At 38.7% G+C, this 23,975-nt stretch carries 9 protein-coding genes, 1 tRNA gene and 2 pseudogenes; 7 read left to right on the forward strand and 5 right to left on the reverse strand.

Annotation, left to right across the window (positions count from 1 at the left end; genetic code table 11):
• Both PVV66_RS07195 and PVV66_RS07200 read left to right on the forward strand, forming a co-directional pair.
• A pseudogene (locus PVV66_RS07195) lies at positions 1–266 on the forward strand (late control protein); the annotation flags it as partial.
• 141 nt (positions 267–407) lie between these two features.
• Positions 408–1,229 carry a DNA adenine methylase gene (locus tag PVV66_RS07200; protein WP_273719109.1) on the forward strand — a complete coding sequence of 274 codons (822 nt, stop codon included), beginning with the start codon at positions 408–410 and terminating at the stop codon, positions 1,227–1,229.
• Positions 1,230–1,404: 175 nt separating this feature from the next.
• Here the strand turns inward: PVV66_RS07200 and PVV66_RS07205 are convergent.
• The 5 genes from PVV66_RS07205 to PVV66_RS07225 form a co-directional block, all read right to left on the reverse strand.
• Positions 1,405–1,478, reverse strand: a tRNA-Gln gene (locus PVV66_RS07205).
• Positions 1,479–1,542: 64 nt separating this feature from the next.
• Positions 1,543–2,301 (reverse strand): ABC transporter ATP-binding protein, encoded by a 759-nt coding sequence (locus PVV66_RS07210; protein ID WP_273719110.1) that lies wholly within the window; start codon positions 2,299–2,301, stop codon positions 1,543–1,545.
• Positions 2,298–3,200, reverse strand: coding sequence for an iron chelate uptake ABC transporter family permease subunit (locus PVV66_RS07215; protein ID WP_404977243.1), 903 nt, complete (start codon positions 3,198–3,200; stop codon positions 2,298–2,300). The genes PVV66_RS07210 and PVV66_RS07215 overlap by 4 nt, the downstream gene beginning before the upstream one ends.
• Positions 3,201–3,240: 40 nt before the next feature.
• On the reverse strand, positions 3,241–4,197 hold the full coding sequence (locus tag PVV66_RS07220) for an iron chelate uptake ABC transporter family permease subunit (protein WP_273719112.1): 957 nt from the start codon (positions 4,195–4,197) through the stop codon (positions 3,241–3,243).
• A gap of 103 nt (positions 4,198–4,300) precedes the next feature.
• Positions 4,301–5,251 (reverse strand): siderophore ABC transporter substrate-binding protein, encoded by a 951-nt coding sequence (locus PVV66_RS07225; RefSeq protein WP_273719113.1) that lies wholly within the window; start codon positions 5,249–5,251, stop codon positions 4,301–4,303.
• A 199-nt stretch (positions 5,252–5,450) separates the two neighbouring features.
• Between PVV66_RS07225 and PVV66_RS07230 the strand changes: the two genes are divergently transcribed.
• The 5 genes and pseudogenes from PVV66_RS07230 (at position 5,451) to PVV66_RS07245 (ending at position 23,614) form a co-directional block, all read left to right on the forward strand.
• Positions 5,451–11,498: an autotransporter outer membrane beta-barrel domain-containing protein gene (locus PVV66_RS07230; RefSeq protein WP_273719114.1), complete on the forward strand. Its 6,048-nt coding sequence runs from the start codon at positions 5,451–5,453 to the stop codon at positions 11,496–11,498.
• Between the two features lie 681 nt (positions 11,499–12,179).
• Positions 12,180–15,359, forward strand: a complete 3,180-nt coding sequence (locus PVV66_RS07235; protein ID WP_273719115.1) for an autotransporter outer membrane beta-barrel domain-containing protein — start codon at positions 12,180–12,182, stop codon at positions 15,357–15,359.
• A 1,171-nt stretch (positions 15,360–16,530) separates the two neighbouring features.
• Positions 16,531–19,260: an autotransporter outer membrane beta-barrel domain-containing protein gene (locus PVV66_RS07240; RefSeq protein WP_273719116.1), complete on the forward strand. Its 2,730-nt coding sequence runs from the start codon at positions 16,531–16,533 to the stop codon at positions 19,258–19,260.
• A 360-nt stretch (positions 19,261–19,620) separates the two neighbouring features.
• Positions 19,621–19,802 (forward strand): annotated as a pseudogene (locus PVV66_RS09745) (integrase); the annotation flags it as partial.
• Between the two features lie 362 nt (positions 19,803–20,164).
• Positions 20,165–23,614, forward strand: a complete 3,450-nt coding sequence (locus PVV66_RS07245; RefSeq protein ID WP_273719117.1) for an autotransporter outer membrane beta-barrel domain-containing protein — start codon at positions 20,165–20,167, stop codon at positions 23,612–23,614.
• The last annotated feature ends 361 nt before the right edge of the window (positions 23,615–23,975 follow it).

Below are 23,975 nucleotides of genomic sequence, written 5' to 3' on the forward strand. Positions count from 1 at the left end.
GCACTTGTTACACCTGCAAGGAAGAAGCACAAGCTGCTGCTGCATCAGAATCAGACCGACTTTGCCGTGCTGTGGGCAGTGGTTCTTTGACCCTTGCGGGGCGCCCCGAAATCATGGCGGATCAACCGCTGCTGCTTCAAGGGTTCCGTAAAGAAATTAATGGGTCATGGAAAGCCGCTACCGTCACCCACCGCTATGAAAAGCAAAGCGGTTACACAACAGAAATTACGCTAGAAGCACCAAATCAAGGAAAGGAACAAAAATAGAGGCTGGGCTGGTCACCCAGCCAACGGGAACAGTTTAGCGACAACCCCATCCGATGCAACTTAACTTAACATCGCAGCCACTTCTTATCACTTAAAGCAATGAGAAGACGGTTAACATAGATGAAAGAGTGTAAAAAAATAATGGATATACTTCATAAGGAAAAATTAAAATCTGTTGAACCTATTTCACCAGCTGCTGCTTATATTGGGGGAAAAAGAAGATTAGCCAAAACCATTGTCAAAATCATTGAAGATATTCCACATAGCATTTATGCCGAGCCTTTCGTTGGTATGGGTGGAATATTCTTTAGACGGAAACTGATACCATCTACTGAAATTATCAATGATTTTTCAGGAGATGTGGTGAATTTTTTTCGGGTGTTACAACGCCATTATCACCCTTTTATAGAACTGTTAGCGTTTCAAATAAGCAGCCGTGAGACGTTTGAACGCTTACAGACACAAAATCCAGAAACGCTTACGGATTTAGAACGGGCTTTGCGGTTTTTATATTTGCAGCGTTTAAGTTTTAGTGGGAAAGTAGCAGAGCGTACGTTTAGAGTTGAGACAGACCGTAGTGCACGGTTTAATCCCTTCAAACTTGAAGGTATATTAAAGCTTATTTACCGCCGTTTAGCGAGAGTTATCATTGAACATTTAGATTGGTCTGATTTTATTGTGCGTTATGACCGGCCAAATACCTTGTTTTATCTTGATCCACCTTATTTTGGTGTTGAGGATTATTATGGCAAAGACTTGTTTAAGCGGGAGGATTACCAGACGATGTCTATGCTGCTTGCACAATTAAAGGGGAAGTTTCTTCTCTCTCTCAATGATGTGCCAGAGATTCGAAAAACCTTCAGTCAATTCCATATAAAAGAGGTAAGAACAATTTATTCCTGTAATTTGTCAAATAATGCGATTCCGGCAAAGGAACTCATCATTACCAATTGTGATATTTAGGAGAAGAGAAAAAGATCTATTAAAGGGATTTAAACAATCTTTGAAAGGTCTTTGAAGACCCTTTGAGAACCTCTTAAAATCATCTAAAAGAAAATAAATTGGTACAAAACATAGTGTCAAAATATACAAAACACGCTGGCAAGCTACAACAGGCAAGCTACAGCTACATATACCTTGGCTGGGGAACTTGGATTCGAACCAAGATTGACGGAGTCAGAGTCCGCTGTTCTACCATTAAACTATTCCCCAATAAGCCAATTTTATCATCTCTAGCAGATTCTATAGTCTAGGCAAGTGCAAAAAATCTTTATGATTATCGGTAATAAAGAGCTATAGGGATGTCGTTGATTGTTTTGATTTGAATATCGACATCATAAATATCTTTAAGAATTTCTGGTTGCATGATTTCTTTTGGAGTCCCACAATAGGCCGCTTTTCCATTTTTCAGTGCTACAATCATATCTGAGTAAGATGAGGCAAAGTTAATATCGTGCATAACAATAAGAATGGTTTTTTTCAGTTCATCAGCTGTGCGGCGTAGCTGCTTCATCATAGAAACGGCATGTTTCATATCCAGATTGTTTAATGGTTCATCTAAGAGAAGATAATCAGTATCTTGGCAGATAACCATGGCAATAAAAGCCCGTTGACGCTGTCCCCCAGAAAGCTCATCTAAAAAACGGTCTTTTAAATCTTGTAAGCCGAGATAGCGTAGTGCACTGTCTATAAATTGTCTATCTTCATGTGTATACCAGCCTTTTGAATAAGGATAGCGACCGAAACTCACTAAATCATATACAGTTAACCGGAAAGATAAAGGATTATCTTGACGCAAAATTGAGAGCTTTTGAGCCAAAATGTCATGAGGCATTTTATCAATATCAAAACCGTCGATATTAATTGTTCCTTTGTCGTGCGGTAAAAGACGTCTTATCAGCATTAAAAGCGTTGATTTTCCCGAACCATTGGGCCCAATAAGAGAAATAATCCCCCCTTTGGGAAGATGAAGGCATAAATTATCGATAATCAATCGTGCTCCGTAAGCCTTGGAAAGATGATTGATCTCAATCATTTTAGTTTTCCCTTCATCAGTAACATTAAGAAAACAATCCCTCCACAAAACTCAATGATAAAACTTAAACGTCCTGCCATGTGAAAAATTTGTTCTAAAATAAATTGTCCCCCCACCAAACAAATAATCGCTAATAATATTGCAATTGGCACAACAACACTATGTTTTGCTTGAGGAGAAAGTTCATAGGAAAGGTTGGCAACTAAAAGTCCCAAAAAGGTGACGGGGCCTACTAATGCGGTGGAAATAGAGACGAGAATGGAAACAAAAATAAGGATAGATGTCGCACTTTTGTAGTAATTAACGCCAAGATTGAGAGCATTTTCACGTCCTAAAGCCAAAATATCCAGAAGATGACGGGAATGCCATCCAATCAGACTCACAATGAAAACAATGATTGTAGCAAAGCTTATGAGGGACGTATTAAATTTATTAAAATTTGCAAACATAATATCCGTTAAACTCATCATTTGGTCTGGATTGAGTTGCAATTGCATAAACATTCGTAAACTGAAAAAAAAGCCGCCTAAAACAACACCAATCAAGAGCGTTAAGTGAAGTCCTTTTAAGCTTCCTGAAAAGAGCCAGCGGAAAAGGCTTATGGAAAAAAGAATGAGAATGAAGACTTCGAGAATGAGCTGTCCTTCTTCATTTAAAAAGGGCAAAGAAAGAGAGCCTACAAAATACATCAGGACAGTCTTTATTAAAATATAAAGCTGATCAAATCCCATAATTGAAGGGGTCAGAAGGCGGTTATTCGTGATTGTTTGAAATAAAACCGTAGAAACGCTTATTGCATAAGCAATAAGAAGCAGAGAGGAAAGTTTTGTAAGACGAAATGTCCATGTATAAACATTGATATTCCACGTCATGTAAAGACTCATGACGGTACATGCCATGATGATGAGCATTGTTAGTACACATATTGTTTTTTTTCTTCTATCCAAGATGCTTTCTCCAGCGTAAAAGCAGTATCATAAAAATAAAACTACCGATCACGCCCATTATGGTGCTGATGGGAATTTCAAGAGATGGATGAATGGTTCGTCCTAAAAGATCACAAATCAAGACCAATCCTGCACCGCTGATGGCTACCCAAGGAGCGGTATAGCGCATATTATCTCCCATGAAACTTGAAACAATATTTGGAATAATCAATCCAACAAAAGGAATACGGCCGACGGTACAGACAACAACAGCAGTGATTGAAGCAACAATAAAAAGACCAAAAAACATGACAACACGATAATTCAATCCAAGGTTATTGGTTAAATCTTCTCCTAAGCTTGCAACAGTAAAGCGATCAGCAGTACAATAGGCTAAAATACAAAGGGGAAGGGAGAACCATAAAAGTTCATATTTTCCCTCAAGAATCATGGCAAAACTACCAAATAAATAAGCTTGAAGAGAAGGAAGTAACATTTCATAATCTGCAATGGCATTGGTTAAAGAGCCAATAATATAGCTTAGCATAATCCCTGTGAGGGGTACAATGAGAGCAGATTTTAGAGGAATGCGGCGCAATAAAAACATGAAAAGTAAAGTGCCCGTCATGGCAAAAAGTGTCGCAATGACCATTTTCCCTAAAACAGGAATATCGGGCAGAAAAATCATAGTAAAAAGAATGCCCAGGGAAGCAGATTCAACGGTTCCAGCGGTTGATGGCTCGACAAAACGATTACGTGTCAACAGTTGCATAATCATGCCTGAAAGTGCAAGTGCTGCGCCTACTAAAAGGATTGCAATGGTACGAGGAAGACGCGTTTGCCAAAAAATAAACCACGCATGGGGATCGGCTGCGAAGAGGCTAGACGGCGTGACATCCGAATAACCAACAAAAATGCTGAAGATGGATAAGAAAATTAGAAATATTATGGTTATCCAATAATTCTTCACGTTAAATCATTTTCTAATAAAACCTAATAAAAGCAGAGGTTGCTTAATAAACAACCTCTGCTTTTAAATTTAATTTATAGAGCAAGCAAGTTCTTTTGTATGCTTATTTGCTCTTTGTAAAGGCTTCATTGATCTGCTTAGTGGTTTCAAGGAGTCCCGTTAAACCACCACTTGCACGATACCAGCTCCAAGAGTCCAGATAAATAATTTGGTTTTTCTTGCTCGCTGTTGTACGGTGAACAAGCTCATTGTTAAGCAATTGCGCTGCAGATTGTCCTTCCCGTCCAATTGCTGCATCCCGATCAATCACCAACAACCAATCAGGATTTGTCTCAAGAATAAATTCAGGAGAAATGAGTTGTCCATGTTTTTGTACGGTAAGTTTATCGGTTGCAGGGGCAATTCCAAAAGCGGAATGGAAAATATCAAAACGTGATTTTTGTCCTAAGGCACTGATTTTTCCACCAGAGGTCATGAGTATGAGCCCTGTGCCTTTTCCTTGGGTATTTTTACGGACTTCAGCTAAAGTTTCATTGAGTTTTGCAATTTCTTTTTCTGCTTCCTGCTCTTTGCCAAAAATTTTTCCAAGGGTAGACACATTTCGTTTAATATCTTCAAGAGAATTTTCGTTTCCTACCGTTAGATCAATCGTAGGAGCGATTTTGGATAAATCGTTATATTTTGCTTGGGTTCTGGAGGAAATAACAATCAAATCGGGTTGAAGAGTAGCAATTTTTTCATAATCCGGTTCAAAAAGGGTGCCAATTTTTTCATATTTTTCATCATTAAATTGTTGCAGATAGGATGGTTTTTTCCCTTCAGGAATACCGACAACTGCTTTGATACCAAGGCGATTCATATTATCAAGCGCGGCAAGATCAAACACAACAACCTTTTGTGGAGAAGCTGGAACAGGAGTCGTTCCTGAAACATGATTAATCATTACATTTGTCTGAGTACTCGTATTTGCAATACTCGTTTTTGTCCATAAAAATGTTGCAAAGCTGATTGCAACCAGTAAGGTAGAAGTCATCCATTTCATATATTTTATCATCGTGATTTTATCCTTTTATTTGATATGACAAGGTTCTGTGCATTTAAAAACTTTAACTTAGGCAGTTTTATGCACAAAATGATGCGTCAATAAATAACACTATGTTGTAAAATAGACTAACATATGTTACAAATCGTTCACTTACCTCATTTTCACTTAATTCTAGTGTTTTTGCAACATTATTTAGAAAGTTTGACATATGATCAATGTATTTAAAAAGCGTACACGTTTGTACGCACTGACAACAAGCGCTCTCTTCCTTTTACAAGGTGTTGATTCTTCTATAGGGGCTAGTTGGTTTTCATCAACACTATCAACATTGACACAAGTTCTTCCATCTTTTGGTTCATCTGAGCGTTCTGTTGAAACTCCTCCTGCGCCTAGAGCAGAGAAGATAACTGGAGTGCCATCTGCTGGAGTGCCATCTGCTGGAGAGCCATCTGCTGGAGTGCCATCTGCTGGAGAGCCATCTGCTGGAGAGCCATCTGTTGGAGAGCCATCTGTTGGAGGGGGCAGTCAAGATATTCCTAGTTCTCTAGGAGTCCCTCAATTAAAATCAGCTTCAGTAGTTTCTACTTGTTTTCAGAGTAATTCTAAACCTACGGCTCCGATTTTTTGTAATGATGGTGAGGAACATAAGTACTACGAAGGAAGTGATAATGGTTCCTTTATTCTTAAAGCAGGAAAGTATGATCATGTTATACATGTAAAAAGCCTTCCTTCTGCGGAAAGTTCTTCTCCTACACTGGTTGATCTGTTGGACGTATATATAATAGCTGAAGAAGATGGCGGTAAAGCTCTAAACGTTGAGGATGTAAATAAACAAATTCAGATTGGTCGTGGGGATAGGGGGGCTGTATTGGCCGATGGAGTTGGAGCAAAGATTGAATTGGAAGATGCATTGGTTGATGGATTTATATTTGGGCTTGGAGCTTTTAATTCTGGAGAAATCGCTGTGAGCAGTAGTTCTCTCGAAAATGATTATGTAAACGCTTTAGCCTCTTCTGAAGGGATCATTGTTTTGGATGATGTAGAGGTTGAAGTGAAATCAGTTGGTCTTTGGAGTGATAGTAAATCTTTAATAGTTATGGACGGCGGGATTACTTTAGATAGATCTGGAGTAGGGGTTATCGCGTCAGAGATGGGGATTGTTCAATTAGGAGGGACTAAGATTTCCCAAAAAGAGTCTTTCGCGCGGCGGTACAGTGGTTCTGATGATTCTGATGAAGGCAGTTCTTCTTCTACGAATGATCGTGTTGTTTTGCTATCACAGGGAGGCTATATTGCTCTTAATGGTGGAAAAGTATCTGTTTCAGATGCTACTTTTCTGCAGATTGTTGGCAAGGTAGATTCTCTTGAAAATACACTCGAGGAAGATCTTGCTGAAATTGCTAAAAATATGGGTACTTTTCCAAGTGTAATAGATAATGATGAGGGCAGCCTTTCGGAAGAATATTCCAGAGCTTTTAGGGATATTACTTTCGGGGTACGTGATGTTGTAAGACATGCAGATATTGTTTTAGGTACTGAGGCATCACCAAGTGACTTGGATTTAAATGCCGCTATAAGATATTCAACTAATAAAATACTAGGTAAAGGATCCTACGGTATATACTTTGATGGTGCGCGTGGGGAACGCCATGAAGATACATCGCTACATACTGTTCTTTTACAAAATACTACTCTCAAAGTTCCAGAAGGTATAGCTATTTATAGTAATGGTTTAAATAGTTCCGTTTTTTTGCAAGAAGAATCAGAAGTTTCAGGTGGGCTTTTGTTGAAAGCTGAGAAATCTGCTGATCTATCAGTTTTTGCTAGCGACTCTGTTATAAATGGTGCTACTCGCGTTGATGAAAATGCTCATGCTAAGCTTTTTTTATCCCATGGGACGGAGTGGTATGTAACAAAGAGTTCATATGAAGATTTTGGAGATTCAGATCCACGTTGTATAGATTCATGTATTTCATTTGTGAGTCTTATAAATAGTGATATTAGATTTTTTACTTCTTTAAAAAATGGAGGTAAAAATGGAGGTAATGGAGATATTGAGTATCGGACTCTTCGAGTTGGAGAAGGAAGAGGCACAGTTTACAGTGCTCAGGGAGCTTCTCGTGTTCACTTTAATGTAGGTTTGGTAGCTAATAATGCGAGTAGTGGTCAAGTATCTGATAGACTTTTAATTCACGGTGATGTTAAAGGACGTACTACGGTGTATGTGCAGGATAAAAGCACAGGTCTAAATAGTGAGAATGGAAAAGGACATAGAATTTCGCTTATTCAAGTTTTTGGAGAAGCAGAAGATAGTTCTTTTATTTTAAACGGTGGTTATGTCACGCTGGGAGGGCAACCTTACAAATATGTTCTTCGTGCTTATGGCCCAACTATTCCTCCGCAAATGCAGTATTTCGATAAGACTTTGGTGAGGAACAGTCAAGATGTTTGGGATTTTCGTTTGGAAGATGAAAACTTGCCTTATGAACGCGGTGTTACTTTTTTCTTAGGTGGGACAACGGTAAATGCTCCTTCTGTACCATTATCTCATAATTCTGTGAGAAATGAAGTAGATGAGCCTCCTGTAGTATCAAGTCTCCCATCTGGAGATTCTGAATCTAGAGAATCTAATCAAGTTATTAATTCTGGTACAGATAGGAATCCTGCACAACTTTTGAGGTCTGAATTGGTTGGCGAAGACGATACACGAACAGATAATCCTGATATGAACTTAGGTGATGTATCTACTCCATTACCGAGTGCAGAAAATAGATTAATGGTGACAGCAGGTGAAGATGGACTTACTCAGACTGTTGAAATTTCTGTTACTCCTGATGTATCTGAGAGATCTCAATCTGTAGTCCCTTCTACTCCTAATTCACTTTTGAGATCTGATACAGGTGATGAAGATAATACAGGTGGTGGATATGATGGAGTAGTGGATGAGGCATCTGAAACTATAACGTCTATACCTTCTTCTACGACGTCCTCTGTTACTTCTACTGTATCTGAGGGGAATGCATCTACTGATCTGGGAGGGGCTGGAATATCTGAAGTAGCATCTAATTCTTCTTCTATTGCTCCTGCTGCGTCTGCTCCTGCTGCGTCTGCTCCTGCTGCGTCTGCTCCTGCTGCGTCTGCTCCTGCTGCATCTAAGGAGAAGACATCTGCTAATACCGTTTTATCCAATTCATCTCCTTCATCTAGAGGTAGAGGTTTGGTAACTTTAAGAACTTCAGGAGCTAATTCAGTTGGGAGATCTGATACAGGTAGGGAGAGTGTAATATCTGCCGATGGGATTTCCTTAGGATCTGGGTATCATACTGTATCAAATAGGATTATACCTATAAAATCAGTAGCTTCTATGAGTTCTTCTGCTTCTGTAGTTTCTGAGAAATCTGCTGCACCTTCTTCTGATACACCTGCGGCATCTTCTAATGGAGCTGTTGGGCGTACTCTTGTGTTGAATGGTGCTAAGAAAACTATTTCTTCTCAGTGTGGTGATGCTACACAAGGAAGTGGTGCGGGAAGATCTCAGACTCCTTATTTGTGTAGTGATGGCCAAACACGTACAGTGACAAACCTTACACTGAAGGCAAGTGAGGCAACTCAACATTCTGTGCATGCAACAAATCAGAATACAATTATTAACCTAGAAGGGGCCTCAATTAGTAGTGCGGATTCTTCTAATTTGGACAGTAGTATTGATTTGGTACCTTCTATGCTTGTGACTGCTGTACTTGCAGAAAAAAAAGCAGAGGTTGTTTTGAGTAAAAACTCAACAATTCAATCTTCTGTGATTGGACTTGAAGCGCAAAGTGGCGGAAAGGTCCAGATGACAGGAGGAACGGTCAATGCTCGCTATGTGGGCGCTTTGGCAGGTTCTGGATCATCTGTTAATCTAAAGGATACGACAATTAACGTAACGGGAGATTTGGCTGCTGCTGGTCTGGCGAGTCAGGCTGGTGAGATAACCATGAATACTGGAGCTATTACTTTGGCAAAGGGAGTGGCCGTGAGGTCAGAAGCTGGGGGAAGTGTTAAGTTAGACAAAGTTAACATTACTGTGAAAGACGAAGCAGGGAAGTTAGATTCTGCAGAGAATTTTGGACGTGCTGCTTTTCTGTTGAGTGATAATGCTTCTATTGATTTTAAGAATGGGAGTGTTGTGACTGATTCTCACGCTTTGTGGGTTAGAAAGGGTGATGATGTGATTGAAACGGGGTCTTCTAGGAAGAGAAGATCTTCAGAGGCTCGTTCTGCTATGAATCACGCGAATATCGAGGCTTCTACTGTTAGAGTGGAAGGTGATGGAACCTATGGCATATATTTTGATGGGGGAATACAGAAAGAAGCAAGTGAACAAAATCGGAGTAAGGATTTAGCCGCTGAGAAAGCAAATGTTGTTAAGCGGAGCACTGTATCCAAACAGGAAAAAACACCTATAGGCATAACAGGGGCAATTTCGTTGAAAAAAACTGATTTTGAAGTTGCAAATGGTATAGCGATCTATGGTAATAATTCTGGTGGTCAGGTTTCATTAGAAAATAAAACGACTCTCGCTGGTGACTTGTTATTGAAGGCTGAGAATGATTCTAATGTATTGGTTTCAGTCGATAATTCTATTGTTACAGGTGCTGTCCGCGTTGATAAAAGTTCTTATACAAAATTAGGTTTAGCCAATAAATCGCAGTGGATTCTAAAAAGGAGTGCACAGAGGAATTTGGGTACTCCAGATTTAGGATGTGTGGATTCATGTATTTCTTCTGTAAGTCTTGTAAATAGTGCTATTGATTTTAAATCTTCCGAATCTGAAGGGAAATATCAGACTCTCCATATTGGAAATGGAAAAGGCACAGTTTATGAGGCGCAGGGTGATGCTGTAATTCATCTCAATGCGCGTTTAAATCCTCATGATCCAAGTGATCAGCAAGTCACTGATCGACTTGTCATTCATGGTGATGTTTCTGGAAAAACAAAAATACATGTACGAGGTGATGCGGGCAATGGTGGAGATGCTAAAGCGAAAGCCAAGATTGCTCACAGTGTTTCAGTTATTCAGGTTTATGGTCAAGCAAAGAAAGATTCTTTCCAACTCAATGGCAATTATGTCGCATTGAGGAATTCACCTTACAAATACACGCTTCGTGCTTATGGTCCAGAAGCGACTTCGAAACAGGAGCATGTTCAGCAGAAATTTGTTAGGGATGGTGGAGAGTTTTGGAACTTCCGTTTAGAAAATCAGTATGTTAAGTCTGCTGGATTTGCTGCCCTTCCTGAACAATTTGTAAGGTCTGTTGTTCCACAAGTGCCAACTTATCTCGTCTTGCCTAATAGCGTATTCCATGCTGGTTTGATGGATATTAATAATCAAAACAAACAGATGGAGACGTTGCGGATGACTTCTACAGGAATGGTAGAGGTTCGTGAGAATCCTGCTTTATATTTACGTGGCTATGGTGGAAGTTACCGTTATGCTACAAATTTATCTGCACTTGAATATGGTTATGGTGGCGATCTTGACTATCATGGTGTAGAGGCAGGTGTGCTGTTGCAAACTATTGAAAATGCTGACAGTGCTCTATCCTTTGGCGTTATGGGAACTTATGGAAAACTTTCTCTGCAGCCTTTGGATGTTGAGCAAAGCCAGAAGAGTGCATTTGATAAATGGACTGCTACAGTATATGGTAGCATGCAGCGTAATGTTGGCTTCTATGTCGATGGTCTTTTATCCTATGGTCTGTTTAAAGGTGATGTTCTCACTCTTGCACGGGGTAAGACAGCAACGTTGAAAGCTAATCCGTTAAGTGTTTCTTTATCTGGTGGTCAGACAATTGAGACAGGATATAAGGGCTTTGTCTTTGATCCGCAGGTTCAGGTTGTTTATCAACATCTCCAGTTTAATAAGGCCCGTGATATTGACAATTTTGATATTGAAATGGGTAATCTTGATCAGTGGGTAGCACGTGTTGGTGGACGTTTAACCAGGACTCCTACAGGTTCTGAAGGCGTGGATGCTGTTGCTTTCTATGGTAAGCTTTATCTTGCTCATGGTTTTGGAGAGAAACAGTCTGTACGTTTCAATGATGCTTTCAAGTTAGGGGCTTTTGGTTCTTCACTAGAGGCTGGATTAGGCTTTAATGCCAAATTGTTGCCGCAGTTTTCTCTGCATGCTGATGTTCTCTATCAACATAAGCTTAATAAATCTGGTTTTTCTGGAGCAAGTTTCTCCGGAGGCGTGCGTTATCAGTTCTAATATAAGGTACAGTATGTACTTTTTAGAAAAGGCAGCACATTGTGCTGCCTTTTTTCTTTATAACAACTTGTGTTGTTCTTAAAAGGTTTTTCGTCTTCTAGATATGAATAAAAAAAGACGTAGTTTATTATGCGCATGAGCGCGGTTTTCCTACGCTCAAGCGAATTTTCTTAAAATTGTTGCGACTGATAATGCGATAGAGTGACTCACTTGTATGAGCTTTTTAAGCATTCATGAGTCCATTATGTGTTATGTTATCTTTTTTGGTACCGTATTGATATTATCGAACATAATATTTAATGCTTTCTAAGGCTCGTTTTTTGGCGTTTGTTTTTCACTGTTTTAAATCATTTTTTCATTTATCTCTTTGTGGATTAATTTTTAAAGTTCACAAGGCTAAATTGTGACTTAAATTAATTGCACGCACTGGTTTTATTTTTTCTTTACACGAAATACAGAATGCATTATACACTTATAAATTGTGCTTTGTTGTTATTCTCCTATAGATGGTTTTGCGCGTAGAGCTTCTGACAAGTTTATAGGGACAATTCATTGCACGGTTCAAGTGAGCATGAGGCATGTCTTTTTTGTTACACCTTTCGTATTTTGAGGTGCGCAGTGGGATGTTTTGCAAGTGCTTTTATTTTTCAATGAGAGGGGTAGGAAAGTTTCGAGGGAACTATGATTAAAGTGTTTAGAAATCATGTATGTTTATGTGCTTGTACAACAGCTATCCTTTCTTTGCTCCAAAATGGAAGAGAAGTTTATGCGGCGACACGGGATGAGGAGGGTAAACCTTATGTTATAACTGTTACTCCGCTTAACGGTATCAGTGTTACTTCTGGTCATCATCTTAGTGGAAGTAATGTGAATAAGCCTCTGGGTGGAGAGAGTGGGGGCAGTTATTATCATCCTAGTATTGGCAATAACGATGAGGGTATTCGTGGGGGGAGCAACTATCATGAGTTGAGTGGAAAGGAGGGAGAGAACGGACAACAAAATGGGGGAAAAGGGTATGTGAAAAATATCGATAACACGGTTAGAAATGAGGGCTCTGATGCAATAGGTATGAATCCTGCGTTTTATTATTATAGTGGATTGTATTATGTATGCGATAATTGCGGGACGGATCCTAACAATGTGAAGCCTACAGGAGAGGGGCCTAAAATTGATAATAAATCTTATAAAATTACCAATGAAAATGCTTCCAACTACCCTCCTGATCCTATTGCTATAACGGTGAAGGGAATAGGGACAGAAGTTCGTGGGAAGGATGTAACGGTTAGCAGTCAAGTTGCTGATAAGACTTTTCTAATGGGGGTGCACGTATTAGAGAACGGTAAGATTGTTTTGGAGGATCCGATTATCAAAAATACAGTTATAGCCCTTCGTGCGAATAATGGAGTGATTGAGGTAAAAAATGGAAAGATTGGGGAAAGTCATGAAGGTGTTGATGCAGCAGATCGTTCATTTGTTCTTTTAGAAGATACAGAAATTAATACGGCTAATGGGAATGCAAGTCTTTTAAGTTATGATCATTCAGAAGTTTGGATGTCAGGTGGATCAGTTGATTTTATGAACAGCCATGGGATTTCTTCGACGTTAGGTGGGAAAGTAAATCTCGAGAATGTTAAAATTACTGGGAAGGGTAAAGAAAAAAATTCGGATAATCATGCAGTTTTATATACGGATTTAGGGAAGGCTGTTAATTTAAAGGGTACGACTATTCATGCTATGGATGTCCATGGCATATTATTAGAAAATAAAGTCAATTCTATTCCTTTGCAGGAAGTTAAAGATTTATCGAATGAGGATTCTCCTTCTGAATCTGGGATTCCTGTGACTGAAGTTAATATTAAATCCTCTACTATTAATGTCAATGGCGCTGGATCTTACGGTATATATTTTAAGGGAAAAAAGCCATGGAGCGAAGATGGGGATAAAAAAGAGGATATCTCATTAGGGGAAGAAAAAGCGCCACCACGATTAGAAGTTGTTAATTTGGATACAACAGAGCTTTCTGTTTTAGACGATACGGCTCTTTACGGTGAAAACCTTATTTCTGGTGCCGTAAGTTTAATGAAAAGCACTCTTCGTTCGGGGAATTTTTTATTAAAAGCTGAAAAAGGGGCTTCTATAACGGTTTTGGCTGATGCTTCTACTCTTGAAGGTCGTGCTTACACTGATAAAGATTCTAATGCCGAACTTTATTTGGGAGGTCGCTCTACATGGATTTTACAACAACAGTTGCAAAAAGATCAACATAAGGCTGCAAAAGATTCTTCTATTTCATTGGTCAGTCTTATGGGCGAGAGCTCTATTCATTTTAAAAGACAAGAATCTTCTTCTGTTAATGATTATCAAACCCTGCATATTGGAAATGGAAAAGGTGAGGTTTATAGAGCACGGGACGGTGCCTTTATTTCTCTTAATACATATCTGAATAAGGGAGGGGATCTTGATCAACAAAAAACGGATCGTGTTTTAATTCATGGTGATGTTTCGGGAAAAACAATGCTCCGTGTGCATGCTGTTGCAGGAAGTCCAGGAGGGTATACGGGAAGGGGAGGAAATGATGAAGGACTTTCAATCATTCAGGTTTCTGGAGAAGCAAAGCAAGATTCTTTTCAGTTGGAAGGTGGTTATGTAGCGTTAGACGAATTGCCTTATCAGTATAAGCTTTATGGTTATGGTCCAGGATCTCTTTTAGGAAAAGCAAGTACGAAGCAAAGACTTGTTGAAGGAAGCGGAGAGTTTTGGGATTTCCGTCTTGAAAGTCAATCTATAGATTCTGAAGTTAAACCTGAACCAGATCCTCGTCCGACACCTCCTCCAGGTCCGACACCTCCTCCAGGACCAGCTCCGGAACCTCATCCTCGTCCTAAGCCGGGAGTAAAGGCTGTTGTTCCGCAGGTTCCGACTTATCTCCTTTTGCCTAATGCCCTACGTCATCTTGGTTTGATGAATGTTAGCAATCAAAATAAGCGCTTGGAAACTTTGCGAATTGCTTCTGGCAGTTTGTTAGAAAGCCGCGAAAAGCCTTTCTTTTTTGTGCGCGGTTATGGCGGCAATCATCGTTATACTTCAAATCTTTCTGCGCTTGAATATGGTTATGGCGGTGAGCTGGATTATAATGCCCTAGAGGCAGGTGTTTTGCTGAAAGCAATCGAAAATATGTATGGGACGGCTTCTTTTGGAATTATCGGGTCTTACGAGAAATTTTCTTTGAATCCTGTGAATGTTGAACAGAGCCAAAAGAGTACATTTGATAAATGGTCCGTTGCGGCATATGGCGGCATGCAGCATGATGCAGGTTTTTACGTTGATGGTCTTGTGTCTTATGGTTTTTTTAAGGGAGACGTTCTTACAACAGCACGGGGTAAAACGGCAACATTAAAGGGAAATCCTTTAAGTGCTTCATTGACGACTGGAAAAACATTTATGGTGGGAGAGGATGGTTTTGTTTTTGATCCGCAAGTTCAGGTTGTTTATCAATATCTTCCATTTAATAAAGTGCGCGATGTGGATGGCTTTGATATTGATTTAGGAAAGCTTCATCAGTGGGTAGGTCGTGTTGGAGGGCGTTTAACAAAGATGCTGGTTGCTACTGATGAGGCTCAAGTTATTTCTTTCTATGGCAAGCTTCATCTTGCTCATGGTTTTGAAGGAAAACAATTTGTGCATTTTAAAGACGCTTTTCAGCTAGGGGCTTTTGGTTCTTCATTAGAAACTGGATTAGGTTTTAATGCTCAATTGTCTCAAAATTTTGCACTTCATGGTGATTTGGTTTATCAGCATAAGCTAACGAAAGCTGGTTTTTCTGGAACGAGTTTTTCTGGTGGATTGCGTTATCATTTCTAGAGTTGTTACTGTTTTTGTTTAATCTTTGAAAAAGCCATAAGTTATCCTTGTGGCTTTTTTCATTTCTATTCATTTTGTTGTTATCGCTTTTTTATAGAGTATGATTTTTCATCTCTTTTTAATATATTTAGGGGCTGGGCTTCTTTTATTTTGCTTGAAAAATTGAATAAGTTTGTACGTTATCGTTTCAAAATATGTATTTCATATTTTTTATAATATGCTGGTTTATAAAGGTATTTTTTAACTGAGAATGCTAAAGATATTTTCAATGTTCTTATTATGAATCCATAAAAAGCATTCATTGGCATGTATAGGATTGGTAGGTGGATAAAAAAATCGTTTAAGAAAGGAGACAGTATAGTTTTGAGAATGGTGTTAATCAGAGAGGACTTGCAATATTAGAAGTTGGTAAAGAAAATAACGCAACTTAAGCGCAATGAGCGCTGTATCCGGTAGATACTTTATATTATATCTGCTGTTGTTGTGCAATGGGGGTAGAAAAAATGAGAGATATCTGAAAAATCTGGTGAATGAGAAACATAGTATTGTTTTTTGAAAATGTGCTTTCTTAAAAGGAATGCAATAAATAACAGGATGAAGTCATGTGTAATTTTGACTTTTTAAAGCTATCGTTCTGAATGCTATAAAGTTGAATTAAATGGAGGCGGTAAAATAGAAATTGATTTTGATTTTTACACGTTCCTATTCTAAATTAGGCTGTCTTTCCATAAAGATTGCCTAAAAACAGATATATGTGCTCTCCTTGTTTTCCAATTTTGGCATATACTAAGTTTTATCTGCTTACAGAGTGCTCATTGTTTCAATATAAATATTTATCGAAACATGTTGACTATATATGCTCTGGTGTTGATTAGGCAGGAGTTAAAGTAAGCATTTTAAATGCATGTAACCCTATAACGCTGTTTTTGAATAACAACTTTAAAAGTGATTTTTCTCGTTTTTCAGCTCTATTTTGACAATTTTTTTGTAAAAATGACAGATTCAAAGTGCATTTTTTAGTAATTTTTAAAATTCCATATTTACATAAAACACAAAAAATATTAATAAATCTCATATATTTAACCCAAAACGTATTAATCTTCTCTTAAGTTAAGTTTTTTTGATACGTTATGTATTGCTCTTAATCAAGGGGGCAAATTATGGTGGAATTATGGCCAGTTTATTTAAAAATCGTTTCTCCTTATATACTTTCACAACAGCAGTTCTTTTTTTTACACATAATGTTGATGTTTTTGCACACAATGCTAAATCTCAAATTATCTCTAGAGAAAAGCAAGATTTATGTAATCCGAATGCAGCATTTTATCAGTGTAATGATGGTGAACTGCATGAAATTAATAATAAAGTTTATTCGCTTACAGACCAAAAGGTTAATGGTGATCATGGAGCCATAGAGGTATCTAAGGCAAATACATATATTCGTGGTAAGAATATAACTGTTAAAGGTATTTTAGATGAAAAGAGTAATTCGGAAAAGAACTTTTGGAAATATGGCGTAAAGGTGTCAGAAACGGCGTCAGTTTATCTGATCAATTCCCCGTTGAGTGGTGTTTTAGTCGGGATGGAAGTTCGAGATGCACGCAGTTCAATATCTGGCGGATCGATTGATGCAATTGAAGTGGGGGCTTTTGCAGAAGGGAAATCTTACAGTAGCCTTTATTTAACGAATACACAGGTGAACTTCGGTGCTGTTGGGGTTAAAGCAGGAGAAAATGGATATTTAATTTTAGAGGGTGTCTCTATGAACGGCAAGGGTAATCCCGACAAGGTGGGGCAAGGGCGGAATACAGAGCATCAGAGTGATCATGCTGCTTTTCATATATCTGGGAATGGTTATGTTCAGTTTTCGAACGGTTCTGTTGATGTTAGTGATGTTCATGGGCTTTTATTGCAGAAAAAGGGTGATCATGCTGATGATACTCGTGCTAATATTGAAGATTCTAATATTACAGTGAAAGGGAATGCACTTTATGGTATGTACTTTAAAAATATGACAACATTAGCTGATCTGTTCAATGGAGGATCACCGCATGTTGAGGTGAGAAAGACTGCTTTTAAAGTTCCATATAGTACAGCTATTTATAGCAACAAATCTCGTGGTTCTATTAAGTTTTCAGAAAAATCTGAAATTTCTGGAGATTTATTGTTGAAGGCTGAAGGTGGCTCTTTAGTGAAGATTTTAGCTAATGATTCTATGCTTGTAGGGGGAGTGCATGTTGATGAAAATTCTTCTGCTGAATTTCAGTTGAGAGGTAGTTCGAAATGGACTTTATCACGACCGAAAAATAAAACTTTACAAGTTTCTGGTGCTATAGGTGTTTCGTCGGTTTCGTTGATCGAGCTTATTGATAGTTCTATTATTTTTGAGAAACCCGCAGATAATACAATGAATGATTATCAAACACTTCGTATTGGAAAAGGAGAGGGTGTTGTTTATAAAGCGCAGGGTGATGCGCATATTTATCTTAATACATATTTAAATAAAGGGGGAGATATTAAAAATCAAAAAACTGATAGGTTGTTAATTCATGGTGATATTAAAGGAAAAACCATAATACATGTGCAAAGCGTTTCAGGAAGTCCAGGAGGTGGTACAGGGCTTCATGGAAATGACAAAGGTATCTCAATTATTCAGGTTTCTGGAAAAGCAGAGGAAGGTTCTTTTCAGTTAGAGGGGGGGTATGTCACACTTGAAGACGGCCCCTATCAGTATAAGCTCTATGCTTATGGTCCAGCATTTCATTTAGGAAGAGCAAATGCGTCTCTAAATGCAAGTGTGTCTCAAAGATTAGTCGAAGGTGAAGGAGATTTTTGGGATTTCCGCCTCGAAAATGGATATATTGATTCTGATACTACATCTAAACCCACTCAGAATTCTAAGCTTGTGTCGGCTTCTCGTCCTAACCAAGGCGATAAAGCTGTTGTTCCGCAAGTTCCAACTTATTTGCTTTTGCCCAATAGTTTGCTCCAGGCTGGTTTGATGGATATCAGCAATCAAAACAAGCAGTTGGAGACACAGCGTGCTCATCCTCGTGGAATGTTGGAAATTCGTGAAAATCCTGCTTCATTTTTGCGTGGTTATGGGGGAAGCTACCATTATACCTCAGATTTGTCTGTGCTTGAATATGGTTACGGAGGTGATCTAGGATATTATGCACTAGAGGCAGGTGTTTTGTTACAAAAAATTGAAAATGTTGAGAATGTCATATCCTTTGGGATTATGGGCTCTTACGGAAAGCTTTCTCTACAGCCTTTGAATGTTGAACAAAGCCAAAAAAGTACATTTGATAAATGGACTGCTACAGTCTATGGCAGTATGCAGCATGATACAGGCTTCTATGTCGATGGTCTTGCATCTTATGGTTTGTTTAAAGGTGATGTTATGACAACGGCAAGGGGAAAGACAGCAACATTGAAGGGTAATCCCTTAAGTCTTTCTTTGATGAGTGGTCAAAAAGTTGCCACAGGATATGAAGGCGTTGTTTTTGATCCACAAGCTCAGGTTGTTTATCAACATCTTCAGTTTAATGAGGCCCGTGATATTGATAATTTTAATATCGAGATGGATAAGCTTGATCAATGGATGGTGCGTGTTGGTGGACGTTTGACGAAGACTCTTGCTGCACCTGAAAAGGATCGTGATGTTTCTTTCTATGGGAAGGTTCATTTTGCCCATGACTTTGGTAAAGAAAGATCTGTGCGCTTTAAAGATTCTTTCCAATTAGGAGCTTTTGGTTCTTCTCTAGAGGCTGGATTGGGTCTTAATGCCCGCTTGTCTCAAAAATTCGCGTTTCATGGTGATTTGGTTTATCAGCATAAGTTGAGTAAAGGTGGTTTTTTTGGAATTAGTTTTTCTGGTGGATTGCGCTATCATTTTTAGGATGATTGCCTTCGGGATTCATAAAAAAAGCCACAAGTACAGCTTGTGTTTTTTTATTGTTTTGTTTGCAATTTTTAAAACAAATTTTTTAAAGAATGTTTTTTTGCATGAGCAAATTTATTTCTTTTTAGAAACGAGATAATGCTTTCAGGGTTCCAGTTTTGACTTTTTATGCTGTTTTTGCTCTATGCAAGATACTGATTTATAAGAATTCATTGTTTTATATTGAATGAGAAACACGAATATCGTAGGGTTTTCTCCTTTCAAATTTGTTCTCCGTTGAATTGATTAAAACCATTCGTTTCCATGTTATAAGTGGGCAGAGCCGTGTGGATAAAACTAGACAAGAAAAGAGTCAAAATGCCTCTTATGCACCGTCTTAAGTACTAAGGGCTGTCGCAACATTTTAGGGTTGGCAAAGTGGGGGATGGGATCAGCTTACTTATTCATAAGCATAAAGATGGGATGCTCAATGAATTTATCGTTATACTATTCACGGGCGTTATCGTGAAATGGGTTTAGGTGGGTTGAGAGATGTGTCTTAAAAATAAGCACATGAATTAGCAATATAATGCTGTTTTGTTCTTTGTGATGGTCGTTAATCTATTAAATACGCGATAAACATAAAGTATGCGGCAAGACATAATCTCCTTTTGTGTAAATTTACAAATTCTCTTGAGATCATTGTTTTGGGGTATGGTGGATTTATTATTTCTATTTTTACGCGTTTTTATAAAAATACAATTTTAAATTGTTATATTTTTAGATTATGGCTTTACATAAGGAGCGTCGTGGATATATAAAATACAAAATGTATTTTAAATTATCACGCGTACCCGAAATTATTAAATAGAACGCGTGTTTTTTTGTTTTTAGAGAAGGGGAAGAAAGTTTGTAGAAAATTATGCTCAAAAAACATCTCTCTTTATGTCATTTTACAACGGTTATTTTTTTCTTTGTACACAATGCTGATGCTGGTGAAATTTCTTCTGAAAAGAAGCAATATTCATGTAGCGAAAGTGCTTCATTTTATCACTGTAACGATGGCCAAACGCATGAAATTTCTGGAAAAACTTATCAACTCACGGGAAAAAGTTCTGAGGCAGCCTTAGAGGCATTAGGGGAAAATACACTCATTGAGGGAAAGGCGATAATCATTAACGGTGTTTCGAATGTAAATGGCCATTCAGGAAAAGGCGCTTGGACAACAGGTGTAAAAGCTTCAAAAGGGGGAGGCGTTGCTCTCTTTAATTCTATGTTAAATGAAGTGTCGATAGGGGCCGATATTGACGAGGATGGCGCTTTTGAAATGCAGGATGGGGTGATTAAAGCAACCAGAATAGGCATCAGTGTTTCGAGTGAGCAGTCGTTGGTTTCTTTGACTAAGACAGAGATTAGGACACCTGCTGATGCGATAGGTCTTTTGAGTCATAATGGTGCAAAAATGTATATGAAAGGAGGAAAGATTGACTTTTCTGATGGTATTGGCGTTCAAACAGGAGGGGATGGAGAAATTAATTTAGAGGGTGTTTCTATTACCGGAAAGGGGAAACAGACGACAAATACAGATGATCATCGTGAAGCTTCTGCTTTTAGTATGCTTCAGGGGAAAGGCATGATTAATTTTGAGAAGGGCAACGTTAATGTTAACAATGCTCATGGCATTGTGTTGCAGGGGAATAATCATAATGCTGCTCATATTAAATATTCCAATGTTTTTGTGAGAGGGAAGGCATTTCATGGTATGCGCTTTTTTTGGGAAGCTGTCTTGGATGATAAAAAAACAGTTATACCTGGAAAAGGGGCTGTTCATTTGACACAGACAACTTTTATAGCTCCAGAAAGTACGGCTATTTATAGCCGCCAATTCGAAAGTTCTGTTAAACTCTTACAAAATTCAAAAGTTTCTGGCGATTCACTGCTGAACGCTGTTGAGCGTTCCAATATCAAGATTGAGGCCGATGCTTCTACCCTTGTAGGAAGCGCAAATGTTGATGAAAGTTCTACAGCTGAGATCGTGTTAAAAAATGGTTCAAAGTGGATTTTATCGCGACCAAAATATGAAAAATTACAAAACTTTGATGTGTCTGGTTCTAGGTTAAAAGATTATTCCTCTATTTCATCGGTCGAACTTACAGATAGTTCTCTTATTTTTGAAGAATTAAAATCCAAAACAACAGATGGTTATCAGACACTTCTCATCGGAAAAGGCTCAGGGACTGTCTATAAAGCGCACGGTGATGTGAACCTTTATCTTAATGCATATTTGGATCAAGGGGGAGAGCTTGAAAAGCAAAAAACTGATCGACTTTTAATCAATGGGGATCTTGACGGAAAAACAACAGTCCATGTTTATAAAGTTCCTGGAAGCCCAGGGGCATTGACGGGAGAGGGCGGTAATGATCAGGGGATTTCCATTGTTCAGGTTTATGGACAAGCCGCTGAAGATTCTTTTCAGTTAAAGGGAGGGTATGTCGCACTTGAAGACGCCCCCTATCAGTATCATCTAAAGAGTTATGGTCCAAGCTCTGCTTTAGGGACGGCAGATTCCAATCAAAGAGTGCTTAAAAACTCTGAAACATTTTGGGATTTCCGCCTCGAAAGTAAATTTGTTGATTCTTCCTCTCTTGATCTCACTGAAATTGTTCCTGTGATTGATTTCGTTGTTCCTCCTTCTTCTAATGATATTCCTTCTTTTCCTGAAAATCATCCTAGTATTACTGGAGTTGACGGGGAGGCTATCGATTCTAACTCTCAGCAAGAACCTCAAGAGCCAAGTCTTTCTACTCCTATAGATTCTCCTGATAGGGATTCCCATCTTACGACCACATTTGATACACCTGATGTTTCTGTGCTTGAGGTTCCAAATCCTCCTCCTTTTTCTCCTCCTCCCTCTCTTTCACCGGTTATTCCGGTTGTCGCTGAAGCTGATCCTGTTGTGCCGACAGTTGGTTCATCTGTTCCTTCTACTCCTTCCGTTGTTGTACCCCCCGCATCTGGTTCACCTTTACCGCCATCTGTTCCTTCTACTCCTTCTGTTGTTGCACCCCCCGCATCTGGTTCACCTGTTTCGCCATCTGTTCCTCCCACTTCTTCTGTTGTTATCCGCCCCGCATCTGGTTCACCTTTACCGCCACCTGTTCCTCCCACTTCTTCTGTTGTTATCCGCCCCGCATCTGGTTCACCTTTACCGCCATCTGTTCCTCCCACTTCTTCTGTTGTTATCCGCCCCGCATCTGGTTCACCTGTTTCGCCATCTGTTCCTTCTACTCCTTCTGTTGTTGCACCCCCCGCATCTGGTTCACCTTTACCGCCACCTGTTCTTTCCACTCCTTTTGTTGTTATCCGTCCTGTTTCTGAGCTTTCTTCGCATTTTGAACCAAATGTGAGAGCCATTGTACCACAAGTTTTGACTTATATTCTTGTGCCAAATACCTTATTTCACGCTGGATTGATGGATATCAGTAATCAAAACAAGCAATTGCAAACACTGCGAACTTTTTCTCGTCGAGTGTTGAAAACTAATGAAAATCCGGCTTTGTTTTTGCGCAGTTACGGTGGACATCATCGTTATACTTCAAATTTATCTGCACTTGAATATGGATATGGAGGCGACCTTGATTATAATGCACTAGAGGCAGGTATTTTACTCAAGAAAATCGAAAATGCATACAGTACGACATCTTTTGGAATTATGGGAAATTATGGCAAACTTTCTTTGCGTCCTCGAGAGGTGAAACAACGTCAAGAAAGTATCTTTGATAAATGGTCCATTACAGCATATGGCAGCATGCAGCATGATACGGGTTTTTATATGGATGGTCTCTTCTCTTACGGTCTGTTTAATGGAAATGTTCTCACACGTGAGCGAGGTAAAACGGCTGCATTAAGAGGCAAGCCCTTAAGTTTTTCCTTAACGGCTGGTAAAACGTTTATGATAGGCTGTCGATGTTTTATTTTTGAACCACAAGTTCAGTTTGTTTATCAAAATCTCCAGTTTCATAAGACTCGTGATATTGATAATTTTAATATTGATATGCGAAGGCCAGATCATTGGGGGGTGCGTCTTGGTGGACATTTAACCAAAACAGTGACATTTACGAAAGAGGCACAGGTTCTTTCATTCTATGGTAAGCTTTATTTCGTTCGTAGTTTTAATGATAAACAATTTGTATATTTTAAAGATGCTTTTCAGCTTGGTTCCTTTGGGTCTTCTTTAGAAGCTGGAATTGGTGTTTATTCGCAGTTGTCTGCAAAAATTACTTTTCATAGCGATCTCATTTATCAGCATAAATTTACAAAGGCTGGTTTTTCTGGAACGCATTTCTCTGGTGGATTAAGCTATCATTTTTAGCTGTATTTTTTCTTTATAATTCATACTTTGTGAAAATTATAAGCACAAAACGTGATTTTATTGTGTTATTTTTCTGTTTTTAACTTTACATATAACACAAAACGAATTACGTGGATGATACATAATAGGAACAACCTATCGATGAGCTACATGTGTCTTTGCGGTTTTCGATAAAGATGAATAAGGAAATTTTAGAGTCAATTATGGTTAAAGTATTAAGAGGTCATGTATCTTTATGTGCTCTTATAGCGTCTGTTTTATTCTTTGTGTACAATATAAATGTGAATGCACAAGAAGAATCTTCGTCTCGTTCTCTTCTAAAGTCCTATTCATGTGATGCTCTTGAGAAGCGTGGGGTCTG

Origin of the sequence: Bartonella sp. AU16XJBT (genome assembly GCF_028618665.1) — a bacterium.
In the GTDB taxonomy this organism is placed as follows: Bacteria; Pseudomonadota; Alphaproteobacteria; order Rhizobiales; family Rhizobiaceae; genus Bartonella.